13 protein-coding genes and 1 other RNA gene are annotated in these 14674 nt (G+C 36.0%); 4 read left to right on the top strand and 10 right to left on the bottom strand.

Annotated features, from left to right (window positions below):
- Window positions 1-113 precede the first annotated feature (113 nt).
- Window positions 114-692: an outer membrane beta-barrel protein gene (locus DMB95_RS04475; RefSeq protein ID WP_142931098.1), complete on the top strand. Its 579-nt coding sequence runs from the start codon at window positions 114-116 to the stop codon at window positions 690-692.
- A gap of 280 nt (window positions 693-972) precedes the next feature.
- Here DMB95_RS04475 and zupT read toward each other — a convergent pair whose 3' ends face one another.
- Entirely contained in the window at window positions 973-1833 is an 861-nt protein-coding gene (gene zupT, locus DMB95_RS04470) for a zinc transporter ZupT (RefSeq protein WP_142931097.1), read from the bottom strand.
- 175 nt (window positions 1834-2008) lie between these two features.
- On the opposite strand from zupT, the gene DMB95_RS04465 reads away from it, so the two are divergent.
- The gene (locus DMB95_RS04465) at window positions 2009-2224 is read left to right on the top strand and encodes a YqaE/Pmp3 family membrane protein (protein WP_142931096.1); all 216 of its coding nucleotides are present in this window, start codon (window positions 2009-2011) and stop codon (window positions 2222-2224) included.
- Between the two features lie 172 nt (window positions 2225-2396).
- Here the strand turns inward: DMB95_RS04465 and ssrA are convergent.
- Window positions 2397-2756: a transfer-messenger RNA gene (gene ssrA, locus DMB95_RS04460) on the bottom strand.
- Window positions 2757-3167 carry a histidine phosphotransferase gene (locus tag DMB95_RS04455; RefSeq protein WP_137632439.1) on the bottom strand — a complete coding sequence of 137 codons (411 nt, stop codon included), beginning with the start codon at window positions 3165-3167 and terminating at the stop codon, window positions 2757-2759.
- 85 nt (window positions 3168-3252) lie between these two features.
- On the opposite strand from DMB95_RS04455, the gene ruvB reads away from it, so the two are divergent.
- Both ruvB and DMB95_RS04445 read left to right on the top strand, forming a co-directional pair.
- Entirely contained in the window at window positions 3253-4257 is a 1005-nt protein-coding gene (gene ruvB / locus DMB95_RS04450; RefSeq protein ID WP_142931095.1) for a Holliday junction branch migration DNA helicase RuvB, read from the top strand.
- A gap of 181 nt (window positions 4258-4438) precedes the next feature.
- Window positions 4439-5479, top strand: coding sequence for an AI-2E family transporter (locus DMB95_RS04445; RefSeq protein ID WP_137632436.1), 1041 nt, complete (start codon window positions 4439-4441; stop codon window positions 5477-5479).
- On the opposite strand, the gene DMB95_RS04440 is transcribed toward DMB95_RS04445, so the two are convergent.
- The 7 genes from DMB95_RS04440 to DMB95_RS04410 all read right to left on the bottom strand — a co-directional run bounded on the left by DMB95_RS04440 (window position 5471) and on the right by DMB95_RS04410 (window position 14671).
- On the bottom strand, window positions 5471-6064 hold the full coding sequence (locus DMB95_RS04440) for a CDC27 family protein (protein ID WP_142931094.1): 594 nt from the start codon (window positions 6062-6064) through the stop codon (window positions 5471-5473). The genes DMB95_RS04445 and DMB95_RS04440 overlap by 9 nt on opposite strands.
- 3 nt (window positions 6065-6067) lie before the next feature.
- Complete coding sequence (locus DMB95_RS04435; protein ID WP_142931093.1) at window positions 6068-6739, bottom strand: ATP-binding protein; 672 nt, start codon at window positions 6737-6739, stop codon at window positions 6068-6070.
- Entirely contained in the window at window positions 6736-8112 is a 1377-nt protein-coding gene (gene mshL / locus DMB95_RS04430) for a pilus (MSHA type) biogenesis protein MshL (protein ID WP_142931144.1), read from the bottom strand. The genes DMB95_RS04435 and mshL overlap by 4 nt, the downstream gene beginning before the upstream one ends.
- Window positions 8113-8128: 16 nt before the next feature.
- Window positions 8129-8443, bottom strand: a complete 315-nt coding sequence (locus DMB95_RS04425) for a hypothetical protein (RefSeq protein ID WP_142931092.1) — start codon at window positions 8441-8443, stop codon at window positions 8129-8131.
- A 2-nt stretch (window positions 8444-8445) separates the two neighbouring features.
- Window positions 8446-12021 carry a pyruvate:ferredoxin (flavodoxin) oxidoreductase gene (gene nifJ / locus DMB95_RS04420; protein ID WP_142931091.1) on the bottom strand — a complete coding sequence of 1192 codons (3576 nt, stop codon included), beginning with the start codon at window positions 12019-12021 and terminating at the stop codon, window positions 8446-8448.
- Between the two features lie 261 nt (window positions 12022-12282).
- Window positions 12283-13374 (bottom strand): NAD(P)-dependent alcohol dehydrogenase, encoded by a 1092-nt coding sequence (locus DMB95_RS04415; RefSeq protein WP_142931090.1) that lies wholly within the window; start codon window positions 13372-13374, stop codon window positions 12283-12285.
- Window positions 13375-13480: 106 nt separating this feature from the next.
- Entirely contained in the window at window positions 13481-14671 is a 1191-nt protein-coding gene (locus tag DMB95_RS04410) for an MFS transporter (RefSeq protein ID WP_142931089.1), read from the bottom strand.
- Between the last annotated feature and the right edge of the window lie 3 nt (window positions 14672-14674).

The raw sequence follows: 14674 nt of genomic DNA, 5'->3' as shown, positions 1-14674 counted from the left end.
TCTTTTTTTAAAAAATTCCCATTTTTTTGTAATTTTTAGAGCTATTTAAGTTTATATTAAGGGGGGGGGGGGATACAATTTTCTTTCATTTTATTTTTTATGAAAGGCTTAACATGAAAAAAGTTTTAACAAGCTTTGCTCTCGTTTCAGCTCTAGCTTCTTCAGCAGCTTTAGCAGAACAATCAGGTGCTTTTGTCGGTATTGACGGAGGCTATGCTTCACATAAAGCAGGTAGTGAAAGTGGATACAACGGCTTTCGTTATGGTTTAGTTGGTGGTTATAAATACTTCCTTGATGACAATTTAGGTTTTAGAGGTTATGCAAATCTTACTTATGGAACTAAAGCGACTAAAGGTGGTAATAATCCTCAAATTGACAGATTTGACATAGGCGTAAATGCTGATGTGCTTTATAACTTCTTACAAAGTGGTGATCTTGAATATGGTGCTTTTGGTGGTTTGAGCCTTGATTATGCAAACAATAAAGTAAAAATAAAAAATGTAAGCGATATAAAAGCAAATGGTTTTGATCTTGGTATCAATCTTGGTTTAAGAGCAAACTACACTCAAACTCATGGCTTTGAGCTTTGGAGTAGATTTGGTTTAGTTGGTCCTAAAGTTGATGATAATGAGGATGGTGACAAACTTAAACAACCTTATGCTGTAGGACTTCGCTATACTTTCAATTTCTAATTTTATAGAAATTCATTAAATTCTAGCTAGAAAAGTTTTACTTAAAAAGCTGGAATTTACTCAAATAAGTCTTTTTATAGACTTGTTTGAAAGCTTTCAAAGTGTGATACAAAACTTAACTTTCTAAAATCTCCTAAAACTACCCTAGCTTAATTATTCTGGGGTAGTTTATGCTAGTGATAGCGTTTAAAAGATCGGCTCAACTTAAAAGATAAATTTCAAACAAAAAGCAAAGCTTATAAAAGCATATTGTCTTTATCTTTTACTTTCAAAATAAATTTCAAGCATTATTCAGCAAAGCAAGACTTAAAGCCATTACACCCATACCCGCAAGCAAGCCATACAAGCAGTGATGAGCCTCCCCATACACCCTAGCTGCTGGTAAAAGCTCATCAAAAGAGATATACACCATAATCCCAGCAATAATCGCAAAGGTAAAAGCCAAAGTCAAATCCCCCACAAAAGGTAGGAGCAAAAACACACCCACCAAAGCACCGATTGGCTCAGTAAGCCCTGAAAGCGCTGAGTAGATAAAGGCTTTTTTCTTATCTCCAGTAGCGTGATAAATCGGCAAAGAAACCGCCATACCTTCTGGGATATTGTGAATAGCAACAGCTATGGCTATGGCTATGCCAAAAGAAAGATTATCAAGCGAGGAAACAAAAGTCGCAAAACCTTCTGGAAAATTATGTATGGCTATGGCTATGGCGGTTAAAATTCCAGTGCGTTTAAGTGCTTTTTGCTTTGAGTTGTTAAATTCAGCCCTCGCATTTGTTTTGCGTTCAACAAGAGGGCAAATCTTAAGCTCATCATACTGCCCTTTTTCATCAAGGTGTAAATTTTCAGGGATAAGTTTATCTACAAAAGCTGATAACACAATGCCAAGAAAAAAGCACACTATAGCGATAAATTCGCCCCAAAACCCCTCATATACGCGAGAAAAATCCTTAAAAGCTTGAGGCAAAATCTCCATAAAAGAGATATAAATCATCACTCCAGCTGAAAACCCAAGCCCTATAGAAAGGACTTTTAGATTATCTTGTCTTGAAAAAAAGGCGATAATCGCACCAATAGCCGTTGAAAAACCAGCCAAAGCGGCAAGCAAAAATGCAAATAAAACTTGACTTGAACTTATATCCATAAATAAAAAAACCTTAGATAATAAAAATTCTCTTTTAATAAGAATTGTATCATATTAATTTTGAAAAATGATAAACAAAACACAAAAATTTTATAAAAATATCCTTAAATTTAAGCATTTTTTCAGGGGGGGGGGGGGGTACAATTTTTCTTTTATTTTATTTTAGGAGGAGAAAATGATCTATGCTTTGGCTATATTTTTCCCTTGGCTTGCTTTAATGATCAAGGGTTTTTGGATACAAGGTATCTTTTGCCTTATTTTGCAATGCACCATGATAGGTTGGCTACCAGCTACTATTTGGGCGATCATGGCAATCAACCAAAAAATAAACCAAAAACGACACAAAGAAATGATTGACGCGATAAGCAAAAATCAAAACACTCAAGCATAACGAAATTCAAGGGGCTTTATCTTTTAAGCTCCTTGAAAACTCAATTTTTACCTTTTTTAGCCTTTTTGATTTATTTGCATTCTTACTCTGCCTTTTTTCCAACTTGTGATAAAAACAACGATTAATTTATTTGGTATTTCTATAAGATAAGGATATGAGTAAAAACTCAAAATGGTGGAGGCGAGGGGGATCGAACCCCTGTCCAAAAACAAAACAACTTAAGCCTCTACATACTTAGTAAAGATGAAAACTTCACTGCACCAAGCTCATCTTCCAAAACTTTTAAGCACAGCTAAGACTAAACTTCATCTCAAGATCGTCAAACTTGAAACTACGCTATCAAAGGATTACTCGCTGTTTTAACTAGATAGTATCATCAAAAAGCAAGGCTCAACTGAACTTAGGCTACTTTAGCGTAAGCAGGAGCGAATTTAACGTTGTTTGCGTTTAAATTTGGTCGGACTTTTAACGCTTTGTCCAAAGCGGTATGCCACCTAAGCCACCCTGCTCCTGTCGAAGCCAAGTCGCCCCCTTACTTGGATATGGAATTTGGCATTTTAACCAAACTTGGATTAAAAACAGCTAAAACCGCATCATCGTTTTCATAGCTCCTGCAATACTTCTCAAATTGATCGCTTAAAAGCAAAAGCCAATCCGTAAATTCATCACTTGCTGGACCAGTAAAACGTTTTGCTTGACTCATAAGCTCCTCGCAAAACACACACAGATCAGTAACCTCAACAAGCTCAAGCCTTCTTGAAGCCCAAGCTGTGTTGTGTGCGAGGGTTTCAAGCTCATCAATAGCCTGCTTGTATTTGTCTGTATCGCTTGCAAGCTTGATGATAAGAGGTTCAAACCGATCACACATAGTGCGAAAAAATTGCAAAAATTTTTCTATATCATCATGCTCAAAATCTTGCTCTAAATTTTGTAATATCCCCATAATTTCCGCTAAGTCTTTTTATTTTTAACCTAATTCTAGCAAATTTTAGCTAAAATCTCGTAATAAATTTATCACAAGTGCAAAAATGGATCGAATAGTAGAAATAGAAAAATTTTCCCCAGATGAAGCTTATGAAAGCTCTTTACGTCCTTCAAATTTTGAAGGCTACATAGGACAAGAAACAATTAAAAAAAACCTAAGTGTTTTTATACAAGCGGCTAAAAAAAGGGGTGAATGCCTTGATCATAGCCTCTTTAGTGGACCTGCTGGGCTTGGTAAAACTACGCTTGCAAATATTATCGCTAGTGAAATGGGGGCAAATATCAAAACCACAGCCGCACCTATGATAGAAAAAAGTGGGGATTTAGCAGCGATTTTGACAAATTTAAGTGAAGGCGATGTGCTTTTTATCGATGAGATTCATCGCTTAAGTCCGGCTATTGAAGAGGTTTTATACTCTGCTATGGAGGATTTTAGGCTTGATATTATCATAGGAAGCGGACCTGCGGCTCAAACTATCAAGATAGATCTGCCTAAATTTACGCTCATTGGGGCTACAACAAGGGCTGGAATGCTTAGCAATCCTTTACGAGATCGCTTTGGTATGCAGTTTCGCCTTGAATTTTATAGCGATGAAGAACTAGCCTTAATCATACAAAAAGCAAGCTTGAAGCTTGATAAAGAGTGTGAAAAAGCCGCTTCTTTAGAGATAGCAAAACGCAGCCGCTCAACGCCTAGAATAGCCTTGCGTTTGCTTAAAAGAGTAAGGGACTTTGCTGAGGTAAATGACGAAACAAACATAAGCGAAGCAAGAGCCGTGCAGGCTTTAAACTCACTTGGGGTAAATGAACTTGGCTTTGATACTATGGATTTGCGGTATTTAGAGCTTTTAACAGCAGCCAAAAGGCGTCCTATAGGGCTTGCTAGCATAGCAGCAGCACTAAGTGAAGATGAAAATACCATAGAAGATGTGATAGAGCCTTATTTGCTCGCCAATGGCTACATAGAACGCACCGCAAAAGGACGAGTTGCTAGCCTTAAAAGCTATGAAATTTTAAAGCTTGGGTATGAGAAGGGCTTGTTTGATTAAAAATAAGCAAGAAAAAAAATATTACGAGCAAAACAAGTAAAATATGACAATCTGTTTTCACAATCACTGAAAAAACTATTTCAAGGCAAGATATAAGATCAAAATTTTTTGACTTATTTTGTAATTTTTTCTTTCAACACATTTGTGTTATAATGCTTTTTTAAATTTAAGGACAAAACTCATGAATGGGAAGTTTTTTTTCATAGGCTTGATTTTAGTGGTGCTGTGCTTGCTTTTGTATTTGTTTAAAAGCTTTTTGATGGTTATAGCTATTGCTTCTTTGATGGCAGTTGCTACCTCAAATATCAATGCTAAATTTTTAAGCCTTTTTCATGGTAAAAAAGTGCTTGCGGCAAGTTCTACGACTACGCTTATGCTTCTGCTTTTTTTTGTGCCATTTTTTTATGCCATTACAAAAATGGGCGTAGCGTTAAAAAATTTTGATATCAGTCATTTAAATGCTACTTTGCTTTATTTTAAAAACTATCAGTTTAATTTGCCCGAGTCCTTAGCCTTTTTAGAGCCAAAGATAAGGGAATTTATCGCTAGTATTGATTTAAACAGCCTTTCAAAAAATGCTTTTACTCAGCTTGGAAATTTCACAAAAATCGGGGCGAAATTTCTTACTGATATGGTTTTAATCATCGTTTTTTACTTCTTTGCTAATCTTTATGGCACCCAGCTTATCATCTACTTAAAATCAGTCATTCCTATCAGCAAAGAAGAATTAAATGAAATTTTAAGCGAGGTAGGTAATGTCATGGCGGTGGTGTTTTACTCAACTGCTGTTATTTCTATACTTGAGGGGATTTTATTTGCCCTTATCATTGCTTTTTTTGGTTATGATGGCGTGCTTTTTGGCATTATCTTTGCTTTTTCTTCACTTATACCAGCAGTTGGTGGAGCTTTGGTATATGTGCCTTTAAGCTTATATGAATTTGCTTTAAATGGCTGGCAAAACGCAGCTTGGATATTTTTAGCTTCTATTATCATCATTTCACTTATTGCTGATACTTTCATCAAGCCTTTGATTATCAAGTGGATTAATGAAAAGCTTGTAAAAACTCCAACGCAGATCAATGAGCTTCTCATCTTTTTATCCATGCTTGCTGGAATTTCAAGCTTTGGTTTTTGGGGCATTATACTAGGACCTGCGATTTTAACCTTTTTCATCTCGACGATAAAAATGTATGTGATTTTAAAGGATAAAAAATTAGTCTAAGATAAAATTTTGCATATCATCACTTCCATAAAAGCTAAGATAGTTTTCAAGGGCTTTTAAGCCTTCTTCTTTTTTACCTTGCAAATTTTTAGCCCTTGCAAAAATAAGCCATGAATTTGGCTCTTTTGCATCTAAAGAATTCGCCTTTAAAGCCCAAAATATAGCTTTTTCATAGTCTTTATTTTCAAGATGAAAAGAAGCAAGCTTTAAAGCACTTTGCGTATTTTCTTTGGCGTAAAACTCAGCTTTTAATTTGGCTGGATTTATGGGGTAGGATTTAAGAATGACTTTCTTTTGTGGGCTTAAAGGGGCTAAATTCAAAGCCTGATCTTTTGCATTTATTTTTGCTAAAAGTTCTTCTTTTGCAAGTTTAGCTTTTGCAAGCTCTAGTCTTTGAAGCATTTTATTTTTCTCATGCAAAGCGATTTTAATCCGCTCTTTTTGTAAATTTTGTTCTTGTAAAAAGAAAAATACCCCAGCCAAAGAGCCCGCACACAAAGCAAGATAGGCAAATTTTAAAGCAAAATGTTTGAATTTATAAGCCTTGTATTTTTGCTCGAGTTCTTGAAGTTGGTATTCAGTCATAAGCTATCCTAAAATATTGTGATACAAAGCACTCAGCTCAAGCAAAGTTTTTTCACTTTTTGGCTTATTTTTATAATGAATTTGCAAGTCTTTAAAACTCAAAATAAGCTTATCAAGGGTTCTTAGATTGTATTTTGCAAGCTTTAAAAGCCATTTTGCATTTGAGGATTTAAGCTTAAGTTCAAATTTAAGCTCAAGATAAGCTTCAAGCTCAGTTAAACTTAAATTTGAAAGCTCAAAAATACCTGAAATTCGGCTTTTAAAATGTTCTTTATGAAAATCATCAAGCAGTTTATGCGTGCTTAAAATAAAGCTTATATTGCCTATATCGCTAAGCACACGCAATCTTTCAAGCACCTTTTTTTCATACATTCCAAGCTCATCAAGGGCGATGATGAGCTGCTTTTGCTCTTTTAATCTTAAGCAAAGCTCTTTAAATTCAAACTCTTGTTTAAAAATGCTTCTACTTAAAGCTTTTAAAAAAGCATTTTCATCACTAAAAGGTTCATTAAAAAGTATGAGTTTATGTTCTTTTTGAAGCTGATGAAGCAAAATGCTTTTTCCACTCCCACTTTTTCCCACAAGCAAGATCAAATTTTGCTTGAGTTTCAAGGCGTTTAAAATTTCATTTAAAACGCAAAGTTGTGAATAAAGTGGCACAAAAACTTCACTCATAGCGAATATCCTAAGTCCTTAAGGCTTGGCGAGCTTGAGCTTTCAATAATGCGAGGTGTGATGATAAAAACGATCTCACTTGTTTGTCTGCCTTGATTTTCACTGCGAAACAAAGCTCCTAAAAGAGGGATTGAGGACAAAAAGCTAACTGAGTTTTCATCGCTTAGTTCATCATGGCTGATGAGTCCGCCTAAAATAAGGGTTTGATTATTATCCATTTGCACGACTGTGGAGAGTTTTTTTTGTATGGTATCAGGGGCTATGCTTCGTGGCGTGTCTTGTCTGCGGCTATCTTGAGGGTATTTAAAACTGCTTAGACTAGGATTTATCCTTAGCATGATTTTATTATCATCTGAAATTTCTGGCAGTATATTAAGCAGTATGCCTACAAAAATGGAGTAATTGTTAAAAACCTCGCTCACAGTTGTCCCACTTTCTGTGCTTTTTGAGCTTTCTTTGACTTGATAATTTATAGTATCACCTACTGAGATGATGGCTTGTTGATTGTTTAGGGCGACAAGCTTTGGATTTGAAAGCACTTTTGTTTGTCCATTTTGTGAGAGAAAATTAAGCACTGAGCTTAAATTTACATTAGCATTTAAACCCAAATTCCTTACAAATAAGCTTCCGCTTTGATCTGATTGAAAGCTTAAATTTGAGTTTGTGCCGTCTTTGTTTTGGCTGTTAAAATCAAGGCTGAAATTTTGCCAATTAATCCCACTTGAATGCGTTTCATTAAGGCTTACTGCGATGATTGAAACATCAATGATGACTTGCTTTTTAAGTCTGGCTCTAAGTGTATCGATGTATTGTTTAGCTCTTAAAAGCTGGCTTGGTGTGCCTGTAATGGTTATAAGTCCGGTGTTTGCGTTGATGATGATGGCTTTATTTTCTTTTTCAAGTTCAAGTAAATTTGCAAGTTGGACCTCTATATCTTGCCAAAAATCAAAACGTTCTAAGCTTTTTACAACATTATCTTCAGTATTTGCTTCAATACCACCAAAATCATTTTGCTTTGAACGCGAATCAACAGAAGCTTTAGTTACGCTTTGTCCCTCACGGATAGAAGTGATATAACTGAGTTTAAAGGTTTGGGTTTTAAAGCTTGAAATTTTAAGAATTTTGCCATTAAAATCAAAATGCAAATTCTGCTCTTTAATAAGAGTATGAAAAATCTCATCTAAGCTCATTTGCTTGATATAGATATTTTTTTGCAAAAGATTGATCTTGTCTCTTGCGCTTTCATCAGCAAAAATAATGCTAAAAGAGCATTCTAAAGCAAGTTCTTCTAAAATTTCTTCAGTGCTTACTTCTTCAAGCACACTTAAGTCAAAAAGGCGTTTAGAGCACGCATTTAAGTGGCTTTGCAACATTACAAGCAAAAAGCAGCTAATCAATAAAAACTTTATGGTTTATCCTTTTTAACTTAAGATAAAAAAGCTCTTGATCTCTTTGCAAAAGCACAGAGTCATTTGAAATTTCAAGCAAGCGAGCATTATCTAATGCTTCATTTACTTGATACCAAATTCCATTTATTTTGGCTTTTTGATTAAAAATTGCTTGAAGTTTTAAATTTGTATCAATCTTTATATCTTCATCATAAAAAGGATTTTTAAATTGCATGATGTCAATGGATTTTTGCAAAGGCATAGCTTGAATAGAAGTTAAAAAAGCTATACCAAAGCAAAAAATCCATTTTTTCAAGTCTAATCCTTGCCGTGATTTTGTCCTAACTCATCACTAAAGTCAGCCGCTGCAAAACGTTTAAGCTGGCGATATCTTCTTTGTGCATCAGCTTTATTTTTTGCATATAGTTCGGCTGCATGCTCTGGACTTGACTTTTTAAGTGAGTTATAACGCACTTCATTAAGCAAGAAGCTTTCATAAAGATCCCAATCCGGAGCCTTGCCCTCAAGCTTAAGTGGATTTTTACCCTCATCTTGCAAGCGAGGATCAAAGGTATATAAAGGCCAATATCCACATTTTGTAGCAAGTTCGCCTTGATCGCCTGAATTTCCTAGCCCACCTTTAATACCATGAGCTATACAAGGTGAATAACAAATCACCAAAGAAGGACCATCATACGCTTCAGCCGCCATTAAGGCTCTAATGAGGTGGTTATAATTAGCGTTTGAATTAACCTGAGCGACAAAAATATAACCATAAGTCATAGCAATTTGCCCTAAGTCTTTTTTCTGCACTGGTTTTCCAGCAGCAGCAAATTGAGCTACAGCTCCGGTATGCGTTGATTTAGAACTTTGTCCGCCTGTATTTGAATACACTTCAGTATCAAGCACTAAAACATTGACATTTTCTCCACTTGCTAAAACATGATCAAGCCCACCATAGCCTATATCATACGCCCAACCATCGCCACCAAAAATCCAGTGTGATTTTTTGGTTAAGAAGTGTTTAATATCTAAAATTTCAGCAGCAACTTTGTTGTCTTTATTTTGTTCTAAGATAGGCACGAGCTTATCGCGAATTTCTAGGGTTTTTGCACTGCTGTCTTTGTTGGCAATCCACTCTTTAAATAAAGCTGAAAGTGCATTTGGCACACTTGACATATTGTCATTCATAATCGTTTCTATGCGGTGGCGAACAGCTTCAGTAGCCACTTTCATACCAAAGCCAAATTCAGCATTATCTTCAAAAAGCGAATTTCCCCAAGCCGGTCCATGTCCATTTTTTACACTTTTTCTATAAGGAGTTGAAGGAGCTGAACCGCCATAAATCGAGCTACAACCTGTAGCATTGGCAATAATCATTCTCTCGCCAAAAAGCCTTGTTACAAGAGTGATATAAGGCGTTTCTCCACACCCTGGGCAAGCTCCGTGGAATTCAAATAAAGGCTGAGAAAATTGTGCGCCTTTGACATTTTCTTTTGCCATAACTTCATCTTTGTAAGTGATTTGTTTGAATAAATAATCCGCATTTTCTTGCTCGCCAAAGTCAATCTCTTCTTCTAAAGGCACCATAACTAAAGACTTTTCTTTAGAAGGACATTCATGCACGCAAAGCTCACAACCGGTGCAGTCAAGTGGAGAGACTTGAATTTTAAACTGCAATTTCTCGCCCTTTGTCCCTTTAGCTTCAAGATGATGATCTTTAACGCCTTGTGGAGCTAAAGAAAGCTCATTATCATTAATCAAAAATGGACGAATAACCGCATGAGGACAAACTGAAGCACATTGATTACACTGAATGCAGTTTTTTTCTATCCAACGAGGCACCATAACACCTACACCACGTTTTTCAAATTCAGTTGTCCCACTTTCAAAGTGCGCGTCTTCATAACCTAAAAAGGCTGAAACAGGCAGATCATTTCCCCTTGCTCTTTCCATAGGACGAGCGATTTTTTCAACAAATTCTGTGCCTTTATACGCATGCACAAGCTCTTTGCTCTCATCTTGTAAATTCGCCCAAGCTGGATCGACATTTACTTTTACAAGACCATCAGCACCTACATCAATAGCTTTATAGTTCATCTCAACGATAGCATCGCCTTTTTTGCCATAAGTCTTATAAGCAAGTTCTTTCATATGCTTTTGAGCTTGTTCGAAAGGAATGATATTAGTAAGCTTAAAGAAAGCTGACTGCATAATGGTATTTGTGCGATTACCTAAGCCTATATCGCGCGCAAGTTTGGTAGCGTTGATGATATAGAAGTTGATTTTTTTCTCAGCAAGAATTTTCTTGACTTTATTTGGGATATGTTCTATGGTTTCTTTTTCGCTCCAAATACTATTAAGCAAGAAAGTTCCATTTTCTCTAATACCCTCAAGCACTTCATAAGTCTCAAGATACGCAGCTACCGAGCAAGCCACAAAGTGAGGCGTTGTCACAAGATAGGTTGAGCGTATAGGCTTTTTAGAAAATCTTAAATGGCTTCTTGTATAACCACCTGATTTTTTACTATCGTATGCAAAATACGCTTGTGCGTAAAAGTCTGTATTATCGCCGATAATTTTAATGGAGTTTTTGTTTGCTCCAACGGTGCCGTCTGCTCCAAGTCCATAAAACAAACATTCTGTAGTGCTGTCATTGCTTAAAGAGATATTATCTTTTACCTCAAGTGAAGTATGAGTTACATCATCAACTATACCAACAGTGAAGTTATTTTTTGGCTCTTTTTGGTTTAAATTCTCAAACACAGCAAACATTTGAGCAGGATTGACATCTTTTGAGCTAAGTCCATATCTTCCACCTACGATTAAAGGAGCGTTTTCTTTATCATAAAAAGCTGCGCGCACATCAAGATAAAGTGGCTCACCAAGAGAACCTGGCTCTTTTGTGCGATCTAAAACAGCGATTTTTTTCACTGATTTTGGCATAACATTAAAGAAGTATTTTAGGCTAAATGGGCGGTAAAGATAGACTTTTAAAAGCCCTACTTTTTCGCCTTTTTTGTTAAGATAATCCACAACTTGCTCTAAAGTTTGAGTCACAGAACCCATAGCAATAACTATCCTTTCAGCATCAGGCGCACCATAATACACAAAAGGTTTATACTCTCTACCGGTAATCTTTGAAAACTCGACCATATATTCATTTACAACATCAGGCAAGGCATCATAAAAGCGGTTTGATAATTCTCTAGTTTGAAAGTAAATATCATCATTTTGTGCTGTTCCTCTTGTCTTTGGATTTTCAGGTGTAAGACAGGAGTTTTTAAATTCACGCACCGCGTCTTTATCAAGCAAGCGATCAAAATCAGCATAATCCATAAGCTCGATTTTTTGAATTTCATGGCTTGTTCTAAAGCCGTCAAAAAAGTGCATAAATGGCACACGACCTTTGATAGCTGCAAGATGAGCCAAGCCTGCTAAATCCATAGTTTCTTGCACAGAATGCGAGCAAAGCATAGCAAAGCCGGTTTGTCTAGCTGCATATACATCTTGATGATCCCCAAAGATAGACAAGGCTTGAGAAGCAATTGATCGTGCTGCGACATGGATTACACAGGGGAGGAGTTGTCCGGCGATTTTATACATATTTGGAATTTTAAGCAAAAGTCCTTGAGAAGCTGTAAAAGTAGTGGTTAGTGCTCCAGCTTGAAGCGAGCCATGCACGGTTCCAGCAGCTCCTGCTTCACTTTGCATTTCTACAACTTTAACCGGTGTTCCAAAAAGATTCTTTTTCCCAGCTGCTGCCCAAGCATCGACATGATCGGCCATAGGCGAACTTGGCGTGATAGGATAAATCCCGGCAACTTCAGTAAAAGCATAAGAAGCATATGCGGCTGCTTCGTTGCCGTCCATAGTTTTCATTTTTTTAGCCATAATGAATTCCTTTCTTTTTTGTAGGGTTGTTTTTGTGTTATGCCGTTTAGGATACTATTTATTTTCTTAAAAGTTAATTAAGCCATTTTGATAATCAAGACTGCGACAATGTTTTGAGTGGAATTTACACATTTTAGCGAAGTCTATTTGAGGGGATTGTATCGGTTAAAAGCAAATCAAAGAGCAAATACCATTTAAAAAATATTTTAAAAATATTAAATGGTATTTGCAAATTCATAACAAAACTTTTATGAAATTATCTTAACTAAAAGATTTTTTCATATCAATCACATAGCGGAATTTAGCCTTGCCACTTGTAAGATTGTCATAAGCTTCATCTATCTTATCTGCTGTGATGATCTCAGTTTCTGGATAAATTTTATGCTGCAAAGAAAAATCAAGCATTTCTTGAGTTTCTTTCATACCGCCGATTAAAGAGCCATACACTTTTTTACCAGCCTTAAATACAAGTGTATCTATGCTGATTTGTGGCATTACTTCAGCTGGTGGTAAGCCTACTATTGCAAGTTCGCCGCCGTATTTTAAAAGATCGATATATTCACTTACCTTATAAGCTGTTGGTATAGTTGAGATGATAAGATCAAAACGTTCTTTTACCTCACTTGGCTTTGTTGAGGTATAAAGAGCCTTTGCGCCCATTTTTAAAGCTTCTTCTTTTTTCTTATCATTTCTTGCAAAAACATATACTTCTGCGCCCATTTTTACAGCATATTTTACTGCCATAGAACCAAGCCCACCAAAGCCAGCTACGCCAACTTTATCTCCAGCTTTAATTTGGCTAAATTTCAAAGGTGAATATGTCGTAATGCCAGCACAAAGCAAAGGCGCAACTTTTTCAAGTGGAGCATCACTTGGCACACATACTGCAAAATGCTCATGAACGACTATATTGTTACTATATCCACCATAAGTTGGTTCATTATTATGAAAGCTATCTTTGCAATCATAAGTAAAAGTTGTTTTGCCATTCATACAAAATTGCTCTTGACTTTTTTTGCAAGCTTCACATTCTCCACAAGAATTCACCATACAACCAACGCCAGCATAATCACCCACCTTAAACTTACTCACCTGTGAGCCCACAGCGATCACTCTACCAGCGATTTCATGTCCTGGCACCATAGGATAAATTCCCTCATGCCATTCGCTTTTTGCACTATGCACGTCGCTATGACAAATGCCTGCAAAAAGGATTTCGATTAAGATATCTTTTTCTCCAAGTGCGTGACGTGAAAAATCATAAGGCTTAAATTTAGCATTTTTATCAGCCACAGCAAAACCTTTTGCTGAAATTCGTTTGCCACTAAGGGCTTCACTAATGTAATTTTGCATTTTTTCTCCTTTAAATTTGTAATGATGATGAAATTATACAACCAGACACTTAGTGTCTGTCAAGAGCAAATTTTAAATTTTTTAAATTTTTTTCAAAAAAGCTCTTTTATAGCGGTAAATTCATACTTTTTTGTATAAATATCCTTACAAATAAAATCACACAAAAAAAGCCAAGTAAAATCATAGGCACAAAGACAAGTAAATCAAGGCTAAAATACTCTATAAAAAGCCCACAAACAAAAACACCAAAACTTATACCTAAATTTGAAAAGCTTACAAAAAGTCCATTTGTTAGCTCTTTGGCTTTTTCAAAAGGACTTGAGATGAGAAATTGTGTAAGATTGTTTGCCATGCCTGATAAAACGCCAAGTAAGGCAAGTATAAAAATCATCAACGCACTATGTTTTTCGCCTAAAAAGAGCAAAAAATAAAGCCCTATCATCAAAAAAGCAAGAGCAAATGAAGTCATTTTTTCATAACTTAAAACCTTGCCTGCTAAGAAATTTCCCAAGACACTAAAAAGCCCATACACAAAAAGGGCAAGGCTAATAAAGCCAAAATCAAAACCAGCACTATTATGCAAAAAATCAGATAAAAAGCTATAAAAACCATAAATTGCTGCCACGCACACAAACACAGCCAAAACACTGATCCACAAAAGAGGCTTTGAAAGTATAGAACTTTGAGCTTTAAAACTTGAACTTTGAGCTAAGCTTAAAGGCTTGACAAAGAAAAAAGTCGTGCAAAAACACAGCAAATTCAAAGCAAAGAAAAAGCCCATAGCCCATTCAAAAGAAAAATGAGAACCTAAAAAAGTCGCTATACTCACCCCTAAAACCATGCCCATACTCATACCCATAAACACAAAAGAAATCGCCCTTGCACTTTGCTTTTTATCTTTTGAGCTATGAGCGGCTAAGCTCAAAGCTAAGGCTATATATACAGGGTGTAAAAAAGCTGGCAAGAGGCGAAAAAAGAGCAAAATTTCAAAACTACTTGCAAATATACTTCCAAAAGCACTTATACAAAAAAGGCTTAAGATAAGAAGCATTAAAGGCTTAGGCTTGATCTTTTCACAAATAAGCGGAGTAAGTGGGGCAAAAAGCATGACAACAAAGGCAAAATAACTTACTATATGAGCTGCTTTTGTGCTTGAAATGCTAAATTTCAAAGCGATAATAGGCACAAGTCCCATAATGCCAAGTGAAGAACTGATGATAGCAAAAACGCCAAGAGTGAGGGTAAAAAGGAGGATTTTGTTTTCTTTATCTTTGGTGTTGAGCTGTGCTGTTTGCATATC

It is taken from the genome of Campylobacter sp. MIT 12-8780, from assembly GCF_006864535.1.
In the GTDB taxonomy this organism is placed as follows: domain Bacteria; phylum Campylobacterota; class Campylobacteria; order Campylobacterales; family Campylobacteraceae; genus Campylobacter_D.
This window is presented reverse-complemented; position numbering and strand designations above follow the sequence as displayed.